The 21,548-nt window shown below is 65.3% G+C and carries 19 protein-coding genes and 3 tRNA genes; 19 read left to right on the top strand and 3 right to left on the bottom strand.

The annotated features are described in order from the left end of the window. Positions 1-44: 44 nt before the first annotated feature. The 4 genes from cysE (at position 45) to CLD20_RS15345 (ending at position 2,224) form a co-directional block, all read left to right on the top strand. Positions 45-881, top strand: coding sequence for a serine O-acetyltransferase (cysE, locus tag CLD20_RS15360; protein WP_224407535.1), 837 nt, complete (start codon positions 45-47; stop codon positions 879-881). A 101-nt stretch (positions 882-982) separates the two neighbouring features. Beyond that, positions 983-1,195 carry a DUF3126 family protein gene (locus tag CLD20_RS15355; protein ID WP_224407534.1) on the top strand — a complete coding sequence of 71 codons (213 nt, stop codon included), beginning with the start codon at positions 983-985 and terminating at the stop codon, positions 1,193-1,195. A gap of 187 nt (positions 1,196-1,382) precedes the next feature. Continuing rightward, complete coding sequence (locus tag CLD20_RS15350) at positions 1,383-1,700, top strand: hypothetical protein (RefSeq protein ID WP_224407533.1); 318 nt, start codon at positions 1,383-1,385, stop codon at positions 1,698-1,700. Beyond that, entirely contained in the window at positions 1,697-2,224 is a 528-nt protein-coding gene (locus CLD20_RS15345) for a gamma carbonic anhydrase family protein (protein ID WP_224407532.1), read from the top strand. Before CLD20_RS15350 ends, CLD20_RS15345 begins: the two co-directional genes overlap by 4 nt. 106 nt (positions 2,225-2,330) lie before the next feature. Here the strand turns inward: CLD20_RS15345 and CLD20_RS15340 are convergent, their stop codons facing one another. Together CLD20_RS15340 and CLD20_RS15335 are read right to left on the bottom strand one after the other, a co-directional pair. Next, entirely contained in the window at positions 2,331-2,984 is a 654-nt protein-coding gene (locus CLD20_RS15340; protein WP_224407531.1) for a transglutaminase-like cysteine peptidase, read from the bottom strand. 225 nt (positions 2,985-3,209) lie between these two features. Beyond that, on the bottom strand, positions 3,210-3,899 hold the full coding sequence (locus CLD20_RS15335; protein WP_224407530.1) for a PilZ domain-containing protein: 690 nt from the start codon (positions 3,897-3,899) through the stop codon (positions 3,210-3,212). A 250-nt stretch (positions 3,900-4,149) separates the two neighbouring features. On the opposite strand from CLD20_RS15335, the gene CLD20_RS15330 reads away from it, so the two are divergent. The 3 genes from CLD20_RS15330 (at position 4,150) to CLD20_RS15320 (ending at position 6,151) form a co-directional block, all read left to right on the top strand. Then, the gene (locus tag CLD20_RS15330; RefSeq protein ID WP_224407529.1) at positions 4,150-4,863 is read left to right on the top strand and encodes a rhomboid family intramembrane serine protease; all 714 of its coding nucleotides are present in this window, start codon (positions 4,150-4,152) and stop codon (positions 4,861-4,863) included. A gap of 146 nt (positions 4,864-5,009) precedes the next feature. After that, positions 5,010-5,564, top strand: coding sequence for a hypothetical protein (locus tag CLD20_RS15325; protein ID WP_224407528.1), 555 nt, complete (start codon positions 5,010-5,012; stop codon positions 5,562-5,564). A gap of 167 nt (positions 5,565-5,731) precedes the next feature. Then, complete coding sequence (locus tag CLD20_RS15320) at positions 5,732-6,151, top strand: BA14K family protein (RefSeq protein WP_224407527.1); 420 nt, start codon at positions 5,732-5,734, stop codon at positions 6,149-6,151. Between the two features lie 4 nt (positions 6,152-6,155). Here the strand turns inward: CLD20_RS15320 and rlmB are convergent, their stop codons facing one another. Then, a complete protein-coding gene (rlmB, locus tag CLD20_RS15315; RefSeq protein WP_224407526.1) occupies positions 6,156-6,995 on the bottom strand; it encodes a 23S rRNA (guanosine(2251)-2'-O)-methyltransferase RlmB in 840 nt (279 codons plus the stop codon). 171 nt (positions 6,996-7,166) lie between these two features. On the opposite strand from rlmB, the gene CLD20_RS15310 reads away from it, so the two are divergent. The 12 genes from CLD20_RS15310 (at position 7,167) to rpoC (ending at position 21,094) form a co-directional block, all read left to right on the top strand. Beyond that, positions 7,167-7,251 (top strand) — tRNA-Tyr (locus CLD20_RS15310). A gap of 17 nt (positions 7,252-7,268) precedes the next feature. Beyond that, positions 7,269-7,342 (top strand) — tRNA-Gly (locus CLD20_RS15305). A gap of 176 nt (positions 7,343-7,518) precedes the next feature. After that, complete coding sequence (tuf, locus tag CLD20_RS15300) at positions 7,519-8,694, top strand: elongation factor Tu (protein WP_224407513.1); 1,176 nt, start codon at positions 7,519-7,521, stop codon at positions 8,692-8,694. Positions 8,695-8,867: 173 nt separating this feature from the next. After that, a tRNA-Trp gene (locus tag CLD20_RS15295) sits at positions 8,868-8,943 on the top strand. Between the two features lie 127 nt (positions 8,944-9,070). After that, positions 9,071-9,268 carry a preprotein translocase subunit SecE gene (secE, locus tag CLD20_RS15290; protein ID WP_224407525.1) on the top strand — a complete coding sequence of 66 codons (198 nt, stop codon included), beginning with the start codon at positions 9,071-9,073 and terminating at the stop codon, positions 9,266-9,268. Positions 9,269-9,305: 37 nt separating this feature from the next. Continuing rightward, positions 9,306-9,836 carry a transcription termination/antitermination protein NusG gene (nusG, locus tag CLD20_RS15285; RefSeq protein WP_224407524.1) on the top strand — a complete coding sequence of 177 codons (531 nt, stop codon included), beginning with the start codon at positions 9,306-9,308 and terminating at the stop codon, positions 9,834-9,836. Between the two features lie 172 nt (positions 9,837-10,008). Further along, positions 10,009-10,437, top strand: a complete 429-nt coding sequence (rplK, locus tag CLD20_RS15280) for a 50S ribosomal protein L11 (RefSeq protein WP_224407523.1) — start codon at positions 10,009-10,011, stop codon at positions 10,435-10,437. Between the two features lie 4 nt (positions 10,438-10,441). Next, positions 10,442-11,140, top strand: coding sequence for a 50S ribosomal protein L1 (gene rplA / locus CLD20_RS15275; RefSeq protein ID WP_224407522.1), 699 nt, complete (start codon positions 10,442-10,444; stop codon positions 11,138-11,140). A 335-nt stretch (positions 11,141-11,475) separates the two neighbouring features. Further along, positions 11,476-11,994 (top strand): 50S ribosomal protein L10, encoded by a 519-nt coding sequence (gene rplJ, locus CLD20_RS15270; protein ID WP_224407521.1) that lies wholly within the window; start codon positions 11,476-11,478, stop codon positions 11,992-11,994. 51 nt (positions 11,995-12,045) lie between these two features. After that, positions 12,046-12,426: a 50S ribosomal protein L7/L12 gene (rplL, locus tag CLD20_RS15265; protein WP_224407520.1), complete on the top strand. Its 381-nt coding sequence runs from the start codon at positions 12,046-12,048 to the stop codon at positions 12,424-12,426. 190 nt (positions 12,427-12,616) lie between these two features. After that, positions 12,617-16,771 (top strand): DNA-directed RNA polymerase subunit beta, encoded by a 4,155-nt coding sequence (rpoB, locus tag CLD20_RS15260; protein WP_224407519.1) that lies wholly within the window; start codon positions 12,617-12,619, stop codon positions 16,769-16,771. Positions 16,772-16,870: 99 nt separating this feature from the next. After that, positions 16,871-21,094, top strand: coding sequence for a DNA-directed RNA polymerase subunit beta' (gene rpoC, locus CLD20_RS15255; protein WP_224407518.1), 4,224 nt, complete (start codon positions 16,871-16,873; stop codon positions 21,092-21,094). Positions 21,095-21,548: the final 454 nt, after the last annotated feature.

The following is a 21,548-nucleotide window of genomic DNA, read 5'->3' as shown; positions in this document are numbered from 1 at the left end:
ATATGCTCGCGCGCGAGCGCGCGCGCCTGAAGAAGGGATGAGCCATGGTTGGCGAGCAGAGCCTTGCAGCGCCGGGTCCGGAAGCCCTCGATCCGGTCTGGACCCAGCTTCGCCGCGAAGCCGAGGACGTGGTCGAGCGCGAGCCGGCGCTGGCCGGTTTCATCTATTCCTCCATCCTCAACCACAAGAGCCTCGAGGAGGCCGTCGCCTATCGCGTCTCGGAGAGGCTGCGCCATTCCAGCCTGCCGGGCGGCCAGCTGGTGCGCGCCTTCGCGGAGATGTACGCCGACCGGCCGGATCTTTGCGAGACGCTGCGGATCGACCTCGTCGCCGTCTACGACCGCGATCCGGCCTGCGAGCGCTTCATCGAGCCGGTGCTCTACTTCAAGGGCTTTCATGCCATCCAGGCGCAGCGGCTCGGGCACTGGATGTGGGAGCGCGGCCACAAGGATTTCGGGCTCTACCTGCAGAGCCGCGTGTCGGAGGTCTTCCAGGTCGACATCCATCCCGCCGTGCCGATGGGGCGGGGGATCTTCATCGACCATGCGACCGGCATCGTCGTCGGCATGACGGCCGTCATCGAGGACGACGTCTCGATCCTCCAGAACGTGACGCTGGGTGGTACCGGCAAGGATTGCGGCGACCGGCATCCGAAGATCCGCCATGGCGTGCTGATCGGCGCCGGCGCCAAGGTGCTCGGCAATATCGAGATCGGGCAATGCTCGCGCGTGGCGGCGGGCTCGGTCGTGCTGAAGCCCGTTCCCCCGATGACGACCGTCGCCGGCGTGCCGGCACGGGTGGTCGGCGAAGCGGGGCGCGGCGAACCTTCGCGGACGATGGACCAGCTGTTGCGCGACGCCGCCGAGAACGGCGAGCTCTGAGCCCGCGCGCGCTCCAAAGGCTCCGAAAGGCCGGCTCAGCCGCGGTTGAGATCGGCGCCTCGTTATGCGAGGAGGGGCTCCAATCAGCCTAGGGAAGACACGTGAGCATCGACGAACTTAAGAAGCTGCAGGCCTATTTGCGCCGCCTGTTCGGCACCGAGACGATCACCGTCAAGGCGCGTCCGCGCAAGGACGACTCGGCCGAGGTCTTCGTCGGCGAGGAGTTCGTCGGCATCATCTTCCGCGATGATGAGGACGAAGACCTCTCCTACAATTTCTCCATGGCGATCCTCGATTTCGACCTGACCGCCTGAGCAGCGACGCGCCGCCCCGAGGGGCGGCCGTCCTGCCGCAGCCGGCCGGGCCGGCATCCCCATAACCATTTTTGGAATTAACGACGCTTGCAGCGGAGGGTGCATGGTGCCCGCCGCCCGTCTTGTGTCCGGACCTTCGCGCGTTTAACGTCGCGTAAGGGTTAAGGAAGCGTAAACGGGTGGCGTCGTGTCTGAGTTGGAGGTTCTTGCGTTCTGCGCGGTGACGGGGTTCGCGGCTGCCGGGGCGGTAGCAAGCTTCTACCAGTGGGTGACGTCCGAGCCGGCCGATTTCCGCATCAGCGACTTCACCTGGCGGGCGCTTTCGGTATCCGTGCTCCTGTGCGTCGCGGCCGGGCCCTTCATCGTGGCGCGGCGGGTCCGCGAGGCCTTCGCGGCGCGCAATGCCCAGCTCGTGCCGGTGATCTTCGGGGTCACCGTCTGCGGCCTGTGGAGCGCCTGCGCCGGAACGCTCTTCCTCAGCGTCATCCTCTTCATCCCGCAATGAGCCTTTATCGTCTTGGCGAGCGCCGTCCTTCGCTGCCTGAGGCGGGGCGCTACTTCATCGCGCCGAATGCGAGCGTCATCGGAGACGTGCGTCTCGGCGAAGATGCCGGGGTCTGGTTCGGTGCCGTGCTGCGCGGCGACAACGAGCCGATCACGCTCGGCGCGCGCTCCAACTTCCAGGATCTGTCCGTCGCGCATACCGATCCGGGTTGCCCCTGCACGGTGGGGGAGGATTGCACGATCGGCCACCGGGCGATCCTGCACGGCTGCACGATCGGCGACGGCTCGCTCGTCGGCATGGGCGCGATCATCCTCAACCGCGCGAAGATCGGCCGCTTCTGCCTGATCGGGGCAGGGGCCCTCGTCACCGAGGGCAAGGAGATTCCCGATTTTTCGCTGGTGATGGGCTCGCCCGGCAAGGTCGTGCGGACGCTGGAGCCGGAGGCCAAGGAAAAGCTTCTCGGCTCGGCGGCCAATTATGTGGCGAACGCGGCGCGCTTTCGCGAGCTCTTCGGCGAGATCTGAAGGGCGGGTCGGCGACAAGTGAAGGGCCGGCCTCGGTAAGGAAGCCGGCCCCTAGGCCCGGTCTGGGACGGGGAGAGTGGGGACGCGACCGGGCCGTCCCGTGGCGTCAGCGAATCCCGGCCGTCGGGCCGTTCATCTGCCAGCGCGTATCGTCGATGGCCACCCAGCGCATCGGATTGGAGACGTCCTGCCGCTTGACGTAGCGGTATCCCGTGTCGCTCCAGAGGCGGATCGCATCCACCTTGTTGTCGAGAACGAAGTCGCCCCTGTCGGTGCGCACGACGAGCACCGCATGGCCGGCGCCGACCTCGTCGAAGACGACGGCGACGAGCGTATCGGCGGTCGACCAGCCGAGATCGACCAGGCGCTTGCGCTTCAACAGGACGTAGTCCTCGCAGTCGCCATAGCTGTCCGGAAGGGTCCAGACCTCCTCGGTGCCATAATATTCCTTGTCGGTGACCGGCTGGACTTGCCGGTTGACCTCATCGTTGACCGAGGTCAGCTGGTCCCACAGCCCCTGCGTCAGACGCGCGGGCTGCAGGCTTCCCCGTGCCTGGCATTCGGCCGGAAAGTTGCGGCAGAAGTCGCGATGCCCCACCGGCTGGGAAGCCCAGCTCCCGGTGCGCATCATCGGCTCGGACCGTTCCGAGCCATGGCCCAGGCTGACGGTCACCGCCCTTTGCGATCCCTGTGCCGCTGCCGGCGCGAGCGCGATCATACAGATGCCGATCGCAGCCGCCCCTATCTTGTCCCACTGCATGTATTCGTCTCCCCAATTGCGGGAAGACTAGCAGGTGCAAATTAGAGCAGCGCTAAGTGGACCGTTCGGGTTTTCCGGTGCCCTGCAAGAGCTTGTTTACGCAAAGGCGGAATAGGACGGCGCGCGCCAAAGGCTCTTCGCGAAGACTTAACATTCCGCGGGATTTGAGAATTCGGGATATTGAGAGATCGGCGAGGAGGAGGGCGCTCGCCCGGGGGTCGGCGCTCAGGCCAGAGGGTCGCCGCGGCCCTGATCGCTTCCGCGCGCCTTGTCGCCTTCAGACAATTCGGGGAAGTAGTCCTGCTCCAGGATACGCTCGATTTCTTCCTGGGACATAATGCGCATGAACTCGATGGCGATGCCGTCATTGAAATGGCGGACCACGCGTCCGCCCAGCTTGCCCAGCGTGATGCGCGAGCCGATCGGCGGGCGCGTCGTCATGGCGAGCGCGGCGCCCGTCTTCGACATGTCGATGATCTTGCAATCGGCCTCGCTGCCGTCCGGCAGGACGACACGCGCATCGCTCTTGAGCGGGACATGACGCGGGGCGCGGCGCCCCTCGTTCAGGTGCTGCAGGTTGCGGCGGTTGAGCCAAGTCAGCGTGTTGGCGAGTTTCTCGCGCTTGCGCGCCGAGGCGGTGATGGTGATGGCAAAGCCGTCGGCGGTATGGCGTGTGATGACGCCCTCGATCCGGCCGATCTCGTCGGCATAGATGATGATCCGCTCGCCCACCTCGCCCTTGACCGGGCTTATGATGGCGGCGCCACCGGCGGAAATGTTGCGCAGCTCGCAGGGATGTTCGCGCGTGTCGGCAAGCATGCAGCGCCCGAGGAGACTGACCTCGACGCGTTCGTGCTCGCGCCGGTTGGAGGCGTCGTCAATTTCGGGCCGTTCGGCTGGCATCGCGGCTGACATGAGTTCAAATGTGTCCTTCGCTGGACGAACGCTAGCACGCGGCGAGTTAACCGTGTGTAAGCATTCGGCCAGACGTGAGCCGGCGAGAGGCCGGAAAGAAAACGGACCTCGCCAGCCAGCCCGATACTAGCGCCGAACGAGGAGCGCTTGATGGCAAGCCCTCCGGCGCCTATGTCGGCGGACCCGCCTTCACTCACGATGGACAGGCCGGCTCGGGACAGCCGGATGACCCGTCCAGACCAGGAAACCGATGGATCAGCGCGAGCGCATGTTCAATCTGCCTGCGACAATCGTCTGGTTGTCGGGGGCACTCTTCGCCATTCAGCTTGTGCGAGGCTTCCTTCCCTATGCGAGCGACGTCGGGTTGCTGATGACGTTCGGCTTCATCCCGGCGCGCTACGGCGAAGTAGCCGCCTCGCTGCCAGGGGGCGAGGGCGCCATGATCTGGACGCCGCTCACCTACGCCTTCCTGCACGCCGACTGGATGCATGTCGGCGTCAACGTCATGTGGATGGTGGCGTTCGGCAGCGCCGTGGCGCGCCGCTTCGGTTCGGCACGCTTCCTCGGTTTCTTCGCGGTGACAGCGGTCGCCGGTGCCGCCGCGCAGTATCTTGCGATGCCGGCCGACCAGACGCTGGTGATCGGCGCTTCGGCATCCGTCTCGGGCCTGACGGCCGCCGTGGCGCGCTTCGCCTTCGTGCCCGGCGGTCCGCTCGCGGGCGGACGCGGCAGGGAGGAAGGCTTCTTCGTGCCCGATCCGGGGTTGAAGGCGAGCCTTCTCAATCCGTATTCCGCCTTCTTCATCGGGATCTGGTTCGCCATCAATCTTCTGTTCGGGCTCCAGAGTGGCCTCGTCCCGGGCGCGGAGGGACAGATCGCCTGGCAGGCGCATATCGGCGGTTTCGTCGCCGGCCTCGTGCTCTTTCCGCTATTCGATCCGGTCGCGCCCGCACGGCGGATCTGAGGCCCGGCGTGAGCGTTTCGACGTGTGCCGGCCGCCAGGGTTAATCTGCGTTAAGGAACGATTGGGTCTCCCGGGGGTTACGTTGCAGGAGAAGCCGCGCCAGAGGGGGGTTCGGTTTCTGAAACCGGCTTAACAGGAGAGATTCCATGGCCCGAAGAGCAGCCCTCTCGGTTGTCCTCAGCTTCGCCTTCGCGGCGAGCTCGTTCCCGGCTTTCGCCGAAATGCCGCGCCTTCCCGGCAATACGGAGGCCATGTCCACCGCCCCGATCATCGAGGTCGGCGAATACCTGCCGGGCTCCTCAGGGGCTGTACCCTATCCTCCCCCCGGCGCCCGCACCTACGGACCGGGCACACGATTCGACGGTTCGGGCCCCCGCTATCGCAGCTACAATTACCGCGATCGGCGCTACTACCGGAGCCCTCGCTACTACCGCAGCGATCGCTACGATCGTCGCCGCTACTACCGCCAGCATCGCTATGACGGCGGCTTCACGGCCGGCGCTCTCGGCCTCGGGCTCGGCTTCGCACTCGGCAATACCTTTGCGCAGCCGCGCTACTATCGTTCGGCCCCAGTCTATGCCGGCGTCTGTCGTCCCTGGACGCAGGCCTGGTATCAGCGCTGCTCGCGCTTCAAGACCTTCAATCCCCGTACCGGCTACTATTTCTACAAGCCCGGCCGGAAGCGCTTCTGTTCCTGCTGAGCAGAGGCGCCATCGGTGCTGCATGACCTTTGCGTTAGCGATTTGCGCAGTAACGCGCAGTTTCGCGATGGCATGACGCAAGGTGAGCCTGTAGCATGGGGCGTGGGGTGGAAAGAGACCGGCTCGCGTGCGGCCCTTGAGTCGCGGCGATATGTTTGGAGGAAGAAATGTTGAAGCGAACCCTTCTTACCGGCCTTGCCCTGGCGGTCGGCATTGCCGCCTCGGCGACGACGCTTTCGACCCCGGTCCAGGCGAGGGATGGCCGTCACGCCGCCTTCGCCGTCGGTATCGCCGCGGGCGCCATCGGCCTCGGGGCACTTGCCGCCGCCAGCCGGCCGCGGGTGCACTATTACAACGGCTCGCCTTACTACTATAACCCGCGCACGGGCTATTACTACGAAGAGCCGGTCGTCTACGCGGCTCCCCCGCCGCCGCCCGTCGTCTACGCCCCGGCGCCTGTCTATGCCGGCCGTCCGGCCCCCTGGACGCCGGACTGGTATGCCTATTGCGCCTCCAGGTATCGCAGCTTCGATCCCGGCTCGGGCACCTTCCAGCCCTATCACGGGCCGCGCCAGCTCTGCCGCTAGGCGCTCAGCCTCTCGCAGAGCTGCCTGAAGATCTGCTGCGGCTCGCCTCGTAGAGCGCGATTGCCGCAGCATTGGAGACATTGAGGCTTGCGATCGGCGGGCGCGTCGGAAGGCGCACCAGCCGGTCGCAGGTCTCTTTCGTCTTCTCCCTGAGGCCCTTGCCCTCCGCGCCGAGGACGAGGACGAGGCGTTCCGGCAGGGCGTTCTCGCCGAGGCTCTCCGAGGCCTCGCCGTCGAGGCCGACGAGATGGTGATCCGCCTCGCGCAGTTCCTCCAGTGCTTTCGACAGGTTGCGCACACGCACCAGCGCCACATGCTCCAGCGCGCCCGAGGCGGATTTGGCCAGAACCCCCGTTTCCGGCGGCGAATGGCGCGCGGTGACGAGAAGGGCGCTCGCGCCGAAGGCTGCGGCAGAGCGCAGCACGGCGCCGACATTGTGGGGATCGGTGACCTGGTCAAGCGCGACGATGAGCGCGGCGCCGGCAACGTCCTCGAGCTCCGGCTCGGGCAGGGGCTCGCACAGGAGCGCGACACCCTGATGCACGGCGTCGGCGCCGAGCATCCTGTCGATCTCCTTGACGAGGACGGGTTCGGGCCAGTCGTGGCCCGGCACCATCTCGGCGAGTCGGTGGAGCGCGTTGGCCGTCGCCAGCAGCCTGTGGGCGCGGCGGGCCGGATTCTTCAGCGCCTCCGCGACGCTGTGGAAACCGTAGATGACGGACTGTCCCTCGGCCCCGCCGGCCGGTGGGCCGGAACGGCGGGGGGAGGGGCGTCCGCGGTGCTGGCCGGGGCGCTGCTGCGGGCCGGGGCGGCGCCGGCCCTTCCTGGGTGGATGCTCTGACATGATCGGGCTCTTTGGCACTGGTGGCCGGGCGTTGCAATCTTCCCCCGCTCCGGCCCGTGTTGCGCGTGGCGGGGCGTTGACACTGCGGGGCACCGTCTGCATATAGCCCGCCACTGGAGGCACCGGCCGCTTGCGCGGCCTGCCTGCCATCCGCTTCGCCGGCCGCATCCTGGAGGGGTGCCCGAGTGGCTAAAGGGGACGGGCTGTAAACCCGTTGGCTATGCCTACGTTGGTTCGAATCCAACCCCCTCCACCAGCGGCCCGGCGTGCGGCGCGGGTATAGCTCAATGGTAGAGCAGCAGCCTTCCAAGCTGAATATGCGGGTTCGATTCCCGCTACCCGCTCCAGCACCTTCGTCCCGCCCCATCACGACAAAACCCGGCTGGGCGCTTGTCCCGGCTCGCGGGCATCGCTATCTGCCTGCCTGCCGGAAGGGATGTGACGCGGCGGGCCTTGCACAGGGCGGCTTTGCAGCGTAGTACCCCCGCCGAAATTCCGTCGAACTCATCCTTGGAAGAGCGAAATGGCAAAAGAGAAGTTTTCGCGCACGAAGCCGCATGTGAACATCGGGACGATCGGTCACGTCGACCACGGCAAGACGACGCTGACGGCGGCGATCACGAAGTTCTTCGGCGAGTATCGTGCCTACGACCAGATCGACGCGGCGCCTGAGGAGAAGGCGCGCGGCATCACGATCTCGACGGCGCATGTGGAGTACGAGACGGAGAACCGTCACTACGCCCATGTCGACTGCCCGGGGCATGCCGACTACGTGAAGAACATGATCACGGGCGCGGCGCAGATGGACGGCGCGATCCTGGTGGTTTCGGCCGCGGACGGTCCGATGCCGCAGACGCGCGAGCATATTCTTCTCGCCCGTCAGGTCGGCGTTCCGGCGCTGGTCGTCTACATGAACAAGGTCGACCAGGTGGACGACGAGGAGCTTCTGGAGCTCGTCGAGCTTGAGGTTCGCGAGCTGCTTTCCTCCTACGAGTTCCCGGGCGACGACATTCCGGTGGTGAAGGGCTCGGCCCTTGTGGCGCTGGAAGACGGCGACAAGACGATGGGCGAGGATTCGGTGCGGGCGCTGATGGCGGCCGTGGACGATTACATCCCGACGCCGGAGCGCCCGATCGACCAGCCGTTCCTGATGCCGATCGAGGACGTGTTCTCGATTTCCGGGCGCGGCACGGTGGTGACGGGACGCGTGGAGCGCGGCCAGGTGAAGGTCGGCGAGGAAGTGGAGATTGTCGGCATCCGCGACACCCGCAAGACGGTGGTGACGGGTGTGGAGATGTTCCGCAAGCTGCTGGATTCGGGCCAGGCGGGCGACAATATCGGCGCGCTTCTGCGCGGCATCGACCGCGAGGGCGTGGAGCGCGGGCAGATCCTGTGCAAGCCGGGCTCGGTGACGCCGCACACGAAGTTCAAGGCCGAGGCCTACATTCTGACGAAGGAGGAGGGTGGCCGTCACACGCCGTTCTTCACCAACTACCGCCCGCAGTTCTATTTCCGCACGACGGATGTCACGGGTGTCGTGCATCTGCCGGAAGGCACGGAAATGGTGATGCCGGGCGACAACGTGGAAATGACGGTGGAGCTGATCGTGCCGATCGCCATGGAGGAGAAGCTGCGCTTCGCCATCCGTGAAGGCGGCAGGACCGTCGGCGCCGGTATCGTCTCTTCCATCATCGAGTAAGACGTTCATGCGGCCGGCGCTCCTTGAGGGGGCGCCGGCCGTTTTTCTGACGCGGCGACCGAAAGGCGGCGCGGCGGCCTTGCGAGGCCGGACGACAGAGCCGACCGGCCAGGGCGCGGCCACATTGAGCTTGCAGTGGGGCCGGGGCGCCGCTAAAGCGCGGTCGACTACATAGGGGTGTAGCTCAGCTGGTAGAGCACCGGTCTCCAAAACCGGTGGTCGGGGGTTCGAATCCCTCCGCCCCTGCCAATTTACCGGCTTGTGCCGGCGGCAACGACGAAAAGGCCGAGAGGGCTTGCGTCGGTGGTGGAAACTGACTAACTAGAAGGTCCGAAGGCGCGCGGTCCGGAGATCGCGCGTCTTCCAATTCGGCGGCATGGCGAAAACCAACCCTTTTCAATTCTTACAACAGGTACGCACCGAGGTCGGCAAGGTTACCTGGCCGACCCGCCGCGAAACCCTCATAACGACCGTCATGGTCTTCGTGATGGTGTTCCTGGCGGCGATCTTTTTCTTCGTCGCCGATCAGATCATGAGCTGGGGTGTCAGCTTCCTGCTCGGCGCAGCCGGTTGAGCGCGTCAAGGCGGCGGCCCCCGCAAGGCAGAGATTGATGGCGAAACGCTGGTATATCGTCCACGCCTACTCGAACTTCGAGAACAAGGTGGCGGAGGCGATCCGTGAAAAGGCGGCTGCCGCCGGCCTCGATCACCTGATCGAGGAAATCCTCGTTCCGAAGGAGAAGGTGGTGGAAGTGCGTCGCGGCCGCAAGGTGGACGCGGAGCGCAAGTTCTTTCCGGGTTACGTTTTGGTGAAGATGGACATGACCGACGAGGCATTCCATCTGATCAAGAACACACCCAAGGTCACCGGCTTCCTCGGTGCCGACAACCGCCCGGTGCCGATTCCCGATTCGGAGGCCGAGCGCATCATGGCGCAGGTCCAGGAAGGCGTCGATCGGCCGAAGCCGTCGGTCAATTTCGAGATCGGCGAGCGCATCCGCGTCGCCGACGGCCCCTTCGCCTCCTTCGAGGGCAATGTGGAAGAGGTCGACGAAGGCCGCGCCCGGCTCAAGGTTGCGGTGTCGATTTTCGGACGGGCCACGCCCGTCGAACTGGAATACGGGCAGGTCGAGAAGCTCTGACCCGGAAGTGGAGGAAGCCGACGGCTTCCCGAACAGGCGGAAAGGCCGCGCGCCCTTCCGCCTAAACGCGTGGAAGGCCGGAACGATGCGCCACATCGTTCGCAAAGCCGCACCACGGAACGCGCCGAGCCGCCTGCGGGTGAGCCGCAGGGCGGCAGAAACGGAGTGAGAGATGGCAAAGAAAATTACGGGCTACCTGAAGCTTCAGGTGCCGGCGGGCGCGGCCAATCCGTCCCCGCCGATCGGGCCGGCGCTGGGTCAGCGCGGTCTCAACATCATGCAGTTCTGCAAGGACTTCAACGCCGCTTCGCAGGAGATGGAAAAGGGCGCCCCGGTGCCGGTGGTGATCACCATCTTCGCCGACAAGTCCTTCACCTTCGCGATGAAGACGCCGCCGGTGTCCTTCTTCCTGAAGAAGGCCGCCAAGCTGCAGAAGGGCTCCAAGGCCCCGGGTCGCGATTCGGCCGGACAGGTCACGCGCTCCCAGGTGAAGGAGATCGCCGAGCAGAAGATGAAGGACCTCAACGCTGCGAGCGTCGAGGCCGCGATGCGCATGGTGGAGGGCTCCGCCCGCTCCATGGGCCTTGAGGTGGTGGGGTAACGTCATGGCCAAAGTCGGAAAGCGCTTGAAGGAAATCCGCGAGGGCGTCGAGCGGATGAAGCTCTATCCCGCCGACGAGGCGATCCGCCTCGTCAAGGAGCGGGCCAAGGCCAAGTTCGACGAGACCGTCGAGGTGGCGATGAATCTCGGCGTCGATCCGCGCCACGCCGACCAGATGGTCCGCGGCGTCGTCTCGCTGCCGAACGGCACGGGCCGCACGGTGCGCGTGGCCGTCTTCGCCCGCGGCGAGAAGGCGGACGAGGCCCAGAAGGCCGGCGCCGACGTGGTTGGCGCGGAGGACCTTGTCGAACAGGTCCAGAATGGCCAAATAAACTTCGATCGGGTGATCGCCACACCCGACATGATGCCGCTCGTCGGACGCCTGGGCAAGATTCTCGGCCCGCGCGGCATGATGCCGAACCCGAAGGTCGGCACGGTGACGATGGACGTCTCCAAGGCGGTGAAGGATGCCAAGGGTGGCTCCGTGGAGTTCCGTGTGGAGAAGGCCGGCATCATCCATGCCGGCATCGGCAAGGCCTCCTTCAGCGAGGAAGCACTGATCGAGAACCTGCGCGCCTTCACCGATGCGGTGAACCGGGCCAAGCCGACCGGCGCTAAGGGCTCGTACCTGAAGCGCGTGACGGTCGCCTCCACCCAGGGAACCGGCGTGAAAGTCGATCTCGGCTCGCTTTCGGCGAGCTGAAGCAAAGGAATTTCGGCCGGAGCGATCCGGCCGGAAAGGCCGCCATGCAACGGCGGCCGACCTGTCCGAGATTGCAGGCGAGGATCTGGTCCTCTTAAGCCCGCGCCTTGCGCAAAGGGCCTGCATGAGACGGTGAGGAACCGAATTCGCCCGGCATGCCGGGCAGGTCCGGTTCGAACCTCAGCCCCCGGCTTTCCGGGGCCCGAGCCTTCCCTGTGGGAGGGCCTGGGGGACAGGCGTTCACCGTCGTCCCGAAGCGGCTTCGGCCGCAAGGGGCGACAGAAGCGAAGCCGTCTCCCACGCCATCCGGCCGGGAGGCAGATGAGGAAGAGGCAGTGGATAGAGCCGAAAAGAGCGAAATGGTCGCCGCGCTCAACGGGGTGTTTTCGGACGCCGGCGTTGTCGTGGTCGCCCACTATTCCGGCCTGACCGTCGCCGACATGACGGACCTGCGGGTCCGCATGAAGGATGCGGGAGGCAGCCTCAAGGTGGTCAAGAACCGCCTCGTCAAGCTTGCTCTGAAGGATACGGACGCCGAGCATATCAGCGATCTGTTCCAGGGCCCGACGGTCATCGCCTATTCGGATGATCCCGTCGCAGCCCCCAAGGTCGCCGCCGACTTCGCCAAGGCGAAGGACAAGTTCGTCATTCTCGGCGGCGCCATGGGCGCAACCAACCTGGACAAGGACGGAGTGGAGGCACTCGCCAAGCTTCCGTCGCTGGATGAACTGCGTGCCAAGCTGGTCGGCATGATCAACACGCCGGCCACGCGCATTGCCGGCGTCGTGCAGGCGCCCGCAAGCCAGCTGGCCCGGGTCTTCGGAGCTTATGCGAAAAAGGACGAGGCGGCCTGAGACCGACCTTGAAGACATCAATCAGGTTCGAACCGACTAGGAAGAGACAAAATGGCTGATCTTGCGAAGATTGTGGACGAGTTGTCCAACCTCACCGTCCTGGAGGCTGCCGAGCTTTCCAAGATGCTGGAAGAGAAGTGGGGCGTTTCCGCCGCCGCTCCGGTGGCCATGGCGGCCGCCGCTGGTGGCGGCGCCGGCGAGGCCGCGGCCGAGGAGGAGAAAGATTCCTTCGACGTCGTGCTGACCGCCGCCGGCGACAAGAAGATCAACGTCATCAAGGAAGTCCGCGCCGTGACCGGCCTCGGACTGAAGGAGGCGAAGGATCTCGTCGAGGGCGCGCCGAAGCCGGTGAAGGAAGGCGTCGCCAAGGCCGAGGCCGAAGAGATCAAGAAGAAGCTCGAGGAAGCAGGCGCCTCCGTCGAGCTGAAGTAAGGATCCGATTTGCGCGGGGAAACATTCTTGCGCTGATTGAACCGGGCGGTCCCGTTTTTCGGGGCCGCCCTTGCGGCTTTCTCGAAGGTCGTCTCACGAGGACGACGTTCCAGACAGCCATTCGGGACATAAAGGATGAGCGAGCTCCCCGGCTCCGTCTCATCCGTTGCGAGCGAGGACGAGGATATCCATGGCCACTACTGCCGTATCGACCGCCAGCTTTTCAGGCCGCCGCCGCATCCGCAAGTTCTTCGGCCACATCACCGAAGCCGCCGAGATGCCGAACCTGATCGAGGTTCAGAAATCCTCCTACGATCAGTTTCTGATGGTGGAAGAGCCCAAGGGCGGTCGCGGCGACGAAGGCTTGCAGGCCGTCTTCAAGTCGGTCTTTCCGATCACGGATTTCTCCGGATCGGCCATGCTGGAGTTCGTCCGCTACGAGTTCGAGCCGCCGAAGTACGACACGGAGGAATGCCGCCAGCGCGACATGACCTATGCCGCGCCGCTGAAGGTGACGCTACGCCTCATCGTCTTCGACATCGACGAGGATACCGGCGCCAAGTCCGTCAAGGACATCAAGGAGCAGGACGTCTACATGGGCGACATGCCGCTCATGACGGATAACGGCACCTTCATCATCAACGGCACCGAACGCGTCATCGTCTCGCAGATGCACCGCTCGCCGGGCGTCTTCTTCGACCATGACAAGGGCAAGACGCATTCTTCCGGCAAGCTGCTCTTCGCCGCCCGCATCATTCCGTATCGCGGCTCCTGGCTCGACATCGAGTTCGACGCCAAGGACATCGTGCATGCGCGCATCGACCGTCGCCGCAAGATCCCGGTCACCTCGCTCCTGATGGCGCTCGGCATGGACGGCGAGGAGATCCTGTCGACCTTCTACGAGCGGATCACCGCGACGCGGAAGGGCGATGGCTGGGTCATGCCGTTCGACGCCGAGAAGCTGCGCGGCACCAAGGCCGGCGAGGATTACGTCGACGCCGACAGCGGCGAAGTCGTGGTCGAGGCCGGCAAGAAGATCACCGCGCGCCTGGCCAAGCAGCTCGCCGAGAAGGGCGTGAAGGCGCTCGCCGTCTCGCACGAGCAGCTCATCGGCCGCTATCTCGCCGAGGACATCGTCAACTTCGACACCGGCGAGATCTACGCGGAGGCCGGCGAGGAGATCTCCGAGAAGATGCTGCAGCAGGCGGCCGAGCTCGGTCGCGACGAGCTGCCGATCCTGGAGATCGACCACGTCAATGTCGGCGCCTACATGCGCAACACGCTGGCGGCCGACAAGAACGAGGGCCGCGAGGATGCGCTCTTCGACATCTACCGCGTCATGCGTCCGGGCGAGCCGCCGACGATCGAGACTGCCGAGGCGATGTTCCAGTCGCTGTTCTTCGATTCGGAGCGCTACGACCTTTCGGCCGTCGGCCGCGTGAAGATGAACATGCGTCTTGACCTCCAGGCCGAAGACACGGTGCGCATCCTGCGCCGCGAGGACATCCTCGCCGTCATCCGCACGCTGCTCGACCTCAGGGACGGCCGCGGCGAGATCGACGACATCGACAATCTCGGCAACCGGCGCGTGCGCTCGGTCGGCGAGCTGATGGAGAACCAGTACCGCATCGGTCTGCTGCGCATGGAGCGCGCCATCAAGGAGCGCATGTCGTCGGTGGAAATCGACACGGTGATGCCGCAGGACCTGATCAACGCCAAGCCGGCTGCCGCCGCGGTGCGCGAGTTCTTCGGTTCCTCGCAGCTATCGCAGTTCATGGACCAGACCAACCCGCTGTCGGAGATCACCCACAAGCGGCGCCTGTCGGCGCTCGGCCCGGGCGGTCTCACCCGCGAGCGGGCGGGCTTCGAGGTCCGCGACGTGCATCCGACGCATTACGGCCGCATCTGCCCGATCGAGACGCCGGAAGGCCCGAATATCGGCCTGATCAACTCGCTCGCAACCTTCGCGCGCGTCAACAAGTACGGCTTCATCGAGAGCCCGTACCGGCGGATCGTCGACGGGCACGTGACCGACGAGGTGGTCTACCTCTCGGCCATGGAAGAGGCGAAGTACACAGTCGCGCAGGCTAACGCCCAGCTCGACGAGCAGGGGCGCTTCGCCAACGAGCTCGTCACCTGCCGCCATGGCGGCGACGTGTCGATGGTCTCGCGCGAGAAGGTCGACCTCATGGACGTGTCGCCGAAGCAGCTCGTTTCGGTCGCCGCGGCGCTGATCCCGTTCCTGGAAAACGATGACGCAAACCGGGCCCTGATGGGCTCCAACATGCAGCGTCAGGCCGTGCCGCTGGTGCGCGCCGAGGCGCCGCTTGTCGGCACCGGCATGGAGCCGATCGTGGCGCGCGATTCGGGCGCTGCGATCACCGCGCGGCGCACCGGCGTCGTCGATCAGGTGGATGCCACGCGTATCGTCATCCGTGCGACGGACGAGATCGATTCCTCCAAGTCCGGCGTCGATATCTACCGGCTGCAGAAGTTCCAGCGCTCCAACCAGAACACCTGCATCACGCAGCGTCCGCTGGTGCGCGTCGGCGAGCAGGTGGGCAAGGGCGAGGTGATTGCCGACGGTCCGTCGACGGATGTCGGCGACCTGGCGCTCGGCCGCAACGTGCTCGTCGCGTTCATGCCGTGGAACGGCTACAACTTCGAGGATTCCATCCTCCTTTCCGAGCGCATCGTGCGCGACGACGTCTTCACCTCGATCCATATCGAGGAGTTCGAGGTCATGGCGCGCGACACCAAGCTCGGGCCGGAAGAGATCACGCGCGACATTCCGAACGTCTCGGAAGAAGCGCTTCGCAACCTCGACGAGGCGGGCATCGTCTATATCGGCGCGGAAGTGCAGCCGAGCGACATTCTCGTCGGCAAGATCACGCCGAAGGGCGAGAGCCCGATGACGCCGGAGGAGAAGCTCCTGCGCGCCATCTTCGGCGAGAAGGCCTCCGACGTGCGCGACACCTCGCTCCGCATGCCCCCGGGCGCCTACGGCACGGTCGTGGAAGTGCGCGTCTTCAACCGCCACGGCGTGGAGAAGGACGAGCGCGCCATGGCGATCGAGCGCGAGGAGATCGAGCGTCTGGCCAAGGACCGCGACGACGAGCAGTCGATCCTCGACCGCAACATCTACGGCCGTCTGGCCGACATGCTGCGCGGCGAGGCGGGTGCTGCCGGGCCGAAGGGCTTCAAGAAGGGCGCCGAGATCACCGATGCGGCGATGGCGGAGTATCCGCGCTCTCAGTGGTGGCTGTTTGCCGTCTCCGACGACAAGAAGATGCAGGACATCGAGGGCCTGAAGGCGCAGTACGACGAGAGCCGCAAGCGCCTCGAGAGCCGCTTCATCGACAAGGTGGAGAAGCTGCAGCGCGGCGACGAGCTGCCTCCCGGCGTCATGAAGATGGTCAAGGTCTTCGTCGCGGTGAAGCGCAAGATCCAGCCCGGCGACAAGATGGCCGGCCGCCACGGCAACAAGGGCGTCGTGTCCAAGATCGTGCCGATCGAGGACATGCCGTTCCTGGCCGACGGCACGCATGCCGACATCGTCCTCAATCCGCTCGGCGTGCCGAGCCGGATGAATGTCGGGCAGATCCTGGAGACGCATCTCGGCTGGGCCTGCGCCAATCTCGGCAAGAAGGTGGGCGAGCTCGTCGACCTCTACCGCAGGGACGCCGACCTCAAGCCGCTGCGCGAGGAGCTTTCGAGCCTCTACGACGACAACGACAAGAACGAGAAGATCTCGTCCTTCGACGACGATTCGGTCGTGCGCCTCGGCGAGCAGCTGAGGACGGGCGTGCCGATCGCGACCCCGGTCTTCGACGGCGCCAAGGAAGCCGATATCGACGAATTGCTGGAGAAGGCGGGCCTCAACCGGTCCGGCCAGGCGCAGCTTTTCGACGGCAAGACCGGCGAAGCGTTCGACCGCAACGTCACGGTGGGCTACATCTACATGCTGAAGCTCCACCATCTCGTCGACGACAAGATCCACGCTCGTTCGATCGGCCCGTACTCGCTCGTCACCCAGCAGCCGCTGGGCGGCAAGGCCCAGTTCGGCGGCCAGCGTTTCGGCGAAATGGAGGTCTGGGCACTGGAAGCTTACGGCGCGGCCTATACCTTACAGGAGATGCTGACGGTGAAATCGGACGACGTCGCGGGCCGCACCAAGGTCTACGAGGCGATCGTCAGAGGCGACGACACCTTCGAGGCGGGCATCCCGGAGAGCTTCAACGTGCTCGTCAAGGAAATGCGCTCCCTCGGCCTCAGCGTCGATCTGGAGGATTCCGAAAAGGCTCGCGCCCTGCCGCAGAGCTACAACAAGGATGCCGCAGAATAGTGCGGCATCCCTCATCGACGACCGGCTTAACCCTGCCGCGCTCCGCGCGGCGCGGCGTCGCCCCCCGGCGCCCGCAACCATGGCAAGGAGAATGACCCTATGAACCAAGAGGTCATGAACATCTTCAGCCCCCAGGCCCAGCAGCAGACCTTCGATCAGATCCGCATCTCGCTGGCGAGCCCGGAAAAGATCCTCTCCTGGTCCTTCGGCGAGATCAAGAAGCCGGAGACCATCAACTACCGCACGTTCAAGCCGGAGCGGGACGGGCTTTTCTGCGCCCGCATCTTCGGTCCGATCAAGGACTACGAGTGCCTGTGCGGCAAGTACAAGCGGATGAAGTACAAGGGCATCATCTGCGAGAAGTGCGGCGTGGAAGTCACGCTCGCGCGGGTTCGGCGCGAGCGCATGGGCCATATCGAGCTTGCCGCTCCCGTCGCCCATATCTGGTTCCTGAAGTCGCTGCCGTCCCGCATCGGCCTCATGCTCGACATGACGCTGAAGGACATCGAGCGGGTCCTCTACTTCGAGAACTACATCGTCATCGAGCCGGGCATCACGCCGCTGCAGGAGAGACAGCTCCTGTCGGAGGACGAGTTCCTGGAGGCGCAGGACCAGTACGGCGCCGACAGCTTCACCGCGATGATCGGCGCGGAGGCCGTGCGCGAGCTGCTGATGGCGATCGACCTTGAGAGCGAGGCCGTGCGTCTGCGCCAGGAGATCGCCGAGGCGACGACCGAGCTGAAGCCGAAGAAGCTCGCCAAGCGGCTCAAGGTCATCGAGGCCTTCATGGCTTCCGGCAACCGCCCGGAATGGATGGTCATGACCGTCGTGCCGGTGATCCCGCCCGATCTGCGCCCGCTGGTGCCGCTCGACGGCGGACGCTTCGCCACGTCAGACCTCAACGACCTTTATCGCCGCGTCATCAACCGCAACAACCGCCTGAAGCGGCTGATCGAGCTCCGCGCGCCGGACATCATCATCCGCAACGAAAAGCGGATGCTGCAGGAATCCGTCGATGCGCTGTTCGACAACGGCCGCCGCGGCCGCGTCATCACGGGCACCAACAAGCGCCCGCTGAAGTCGCTCTCCGACATGCTGAAGGGCAAGCAGGGCCGCTTCCGCCAGAACCTGCTCGGCAAGCGCGTCGACTATTCCGGCCGTTCGGTCATCGTGGTCGGCCCGGAGATGAAGCTGCACCAGTGCGGCCTGCCGAAGAAGATGGCGCTCGAGCTGTTCAAGCCGTTCATCTATTCGCGGCTCGACGCCAAGGGCTATTCGGCGACGGTGAAGCAGGCCAAGAAGCTCGTGGAGAAGGAAAAGCCGGAAGTCTGGGATATCCTCGACGAGGTCATCCGCGAGCATCCGGTGCTGCTGAACCGCGCCCCGACGCTGCACCGTCTCGGCATCCAGGCCTTCGAGCCGGTGCTGGTGGAAGGCAAGGCGATCCAGCTGCATCCGCTCGTCTGCGCGGCCTTCAACGCCGACTTCGACGGCGACCAGATGGCCGTGCACGTGCCGCTGTCGCTGGAGGCGCAGCTTGAGGCGCGCGTCCTGATGATGTCGACGAACAACATCCTGCATCCGGCCAATGGTCAGCCGATCATCGTGCCGTCGCAGGATATCGTCCTCGGCCTCTACTACCTGTCGCTGATGCAGGACAACGAGCCGGGCGAGGGCATGCTCTTCGGCTCCATCAACGAGCTGCATCACGCGCTGGAAGTCGGCGCGGTGACGATGCACGCCAAGATCAAGGGCCGCTACAAGGGGCTCGACGAGGACGGCACGCCGAACTCGAAGATCTACGAGACGACCCCCGGCCGCATGCTGATCGGCGAGCTCCTCCCGCAGAGCCCGGCGATCCCGTTCGACATCTGCAACAGGCTGATGACCAAGAAGGAAATCAGCCGGATGATCGATACGGTCTATCGTCATACGGGGCAGAAGGAGACGGTCATCTTCTGCGACCGGATCATGCAGCTCGGTTTCCGCCATGCGGCCCGTGCCGGCATCTCCTTCGGCAAGGACGACATGGTCATCCCGGAGGCGAAGATCCAGCTCGTGGAAGAGACCCGTCAGCTCGCTGCCGAATACGAGCAGCAGTACAATGACGGCCTCATCACCCAGGGCGAGAAGTACAACAAGGTGGTCGACGCCTGGGCCAAGTGCACCGACAAGGTCGCCGACGAGATGATGAAGGGCATTCAGGCCGTCGAGTACGACAAGGAGACGAAGCGGCAGAAGCCGATCAACTCCATCTACATGATGAGCCATTCGGGCGCCCGCGGCTCGCCTGCGCAGATGAAGCAGCTTGCCGGCATGCGCGGCCTGATGGCCAAGCCTTCCGGCGAGATCATCGAGAGCCCGATCATCTCCAACTTCAAGGAGGGCCTGTCGGTCCTGGAGTACTTCAACTCCACCCATGGCGCCCGTAAGGGCCTCGCCGATACGGCGCTGAAGACGGCCAATTCCGGCTATCTGACCCGCCGCCTCGTCGACGTGGCGCAGGATTGCATCATCACCGAGGTGGATTGCGGCTCGGAGAACGGGCTGACCATGCAGGCGATCGTCGATGCCGGCACCGTCGTGGCCACGCTCGGCCAGCGCATCCTCGGCCGCACGACCGCGGAGGACATCACCGATCCGGCGAGCGGGGAGGTGATCGTGCCGAAGGGCGAGCTGATCGAGGAACGGCACATCGACACCATCGAAGGTGCCGGCGTGCAGTCGGTCCTCATCCGCTCGGTGCTGACCTGCGAGACCAAGTACGGCGTCTGCGGCAAGTGCTACGGCCGCGATCTGGCCCGCGGCACGCCCGTCAACATGGGCGAGGCCGTCGGCGTCATCGCGGCGCAGTCGATCGGCGAGCCGGGCACGCAGCTCACCATGCGTACCTTCCATATCGGCGGCACGGCGCAGGTGGTCGACCAGTCGTTCATCGAGGCGACCTTCGAGGGCACGGTGCAGGTCACCAACCGCTCCGTCGTGCGCAACCGCGAGGGACGGCTCGTCACCATGGGCCGCAACATGCAGGTCGCCATCATCGACGAGAAGGGCAAGGAGCGTGCGAGCCACCGTGTGCCTTACGGCGCACGCCTGTTCGTCGACCATGGCGACGCGATCAAGCGCGGCCAGCGGATCGCCGAATGGGATCCCTATACCCGCCCGATCGTCACCGAGGTCGGCGGCAAGGCATCGTTCGAGGACATGGTGGAAGGCGCTTCGGTCGCCGAGACGGCGGACGAATCGACGGGCATCACCAAGCGCGTCGTCATCGACTGGCGGGCGACCCCGCGCGGCGCCAACCTGAAGCCGGCCCTCGTGGTGCTCGGTGCGGACGGCAAGCCGGCCAAGCTCGAGCGCGGCGGCGACGCCCGTTACCAGCTCTCGGTCGACGCCATCCTCTCGGTGGAGCCGGGCGAGGAGGTCTTCCCGGGCGACGTGCTTGCGCGTATCCCGCTGGAGAGTGCCAAGACGCGCGACATCACCGGCGGTCTGCCGCGGGTGGCGGAGCTGTTCGAGGCCCGGCGTCCGAAGGATCATGCCATCATCGCCGAGCAGGCGGGCATGGTGCGTTTCGGCCGGGACTACAAGAACAAGCGCCGCATCGTCATCGAGCCGCTCGAGGGCGAAGGCGAGCCGGTGGAGTACCTGATCCCGAAGGGACGTCCTTTCCATCTTCAGGAAGGCGACGTCATCGAGAAGGGCGACTTCATTCTCGACGGGCTTCCGGCACCGCACGACATCCTGGCGATCAAGGGCGTGGAAGAGCTTGCCGCCTACCTCGTCAACGAGATCCAGGAGGTCTACCGGCTGCAGGGCGTGCTGATCAACGACAAGCACATCGAGGTCATCGTCCGGCAGATGCTGCAGAAGGTCGAGATCACCGAGCAGGGCGAGACGGACCTGATTTCCGGCGAGCAGATCGACCGCATCGAATTCGATGCGATCAACGCCCGCATTCAGGAAGAGGGCAAGACGCCCGCCCAAGGCGTTCCGGTCCTTCTCGGCATCACCAAGGCGAGCCTGCAGACGCGCTCCTTCATCTCCGCCGCCTCCTTCCAGGAGACGACGCGGGTGCTCACGGACGCGGCTGTCAACGGCAAGATAGATACGCTGGAAGGCCTCAAGGAGAACGTCATCGTCGGACGTCTCATCCCGGCCGGCACCGGCGGCACGATCAGTCGTCTGCGCCAGATCGCGACCCGTCGCGACGAGCTCATCGCAGAGGACGAGCGCAAGCGCGCCGAGATCTCTGCGCGTGCAGCCCTCGTCGATATGGGCAGCGGCGAGAGCGAGACGGAGACCGTCGAGGTCGGCGAGTAGGCCGCCTCCAAATCTTTTCTGAAAGAAGCGAAGCCCCGGCCATCGGCCGGGGCTTTTTCGTGGCCGTTCGAGGGCTGGCCGAGGGCGTGCGAACCGGCCCCTGTGGCAGGGCGGGCACAGTGGTTAGCGAAGTCTTTCGCCGTTTACCTCCTCGTCATATCTGACGGCAAAAATCGCTTGCGAGGGCAGGCGATTGCGGTAGAGGAGCGCGGCCTGCTCGCCGCGGCGTCCTGCCCCGGCGAATTTTTTCACCTCGGGGATGAACCTTTTTCACGGCCTGTCGTTACTGACGCCGAGGGGACTGGAACGCAACGGAACAAGAAATGGCTGGACATCTTTTCAAGCGGACGATCCTGTTTTTCGGACTGACCTTCGGCTACACGCTGCTGGCGGCCATTCCGTATTTGAGCTGAGGGGCAGGCGGCCGCGCAACGCGGCCCGGCAGAGCTTCACG

The organism is Afifella sp. IM 167, from assembly GCF_020144925.1.
Taxonomy (GTDB): Bacteria; Pseudomonadota; Alphaproteobacteria; order Rhizobiales; family Afifellaceae; genus Afifella.
This window is presented reverse-complemented; position numbering and strand designations above follow the sequence as displayed.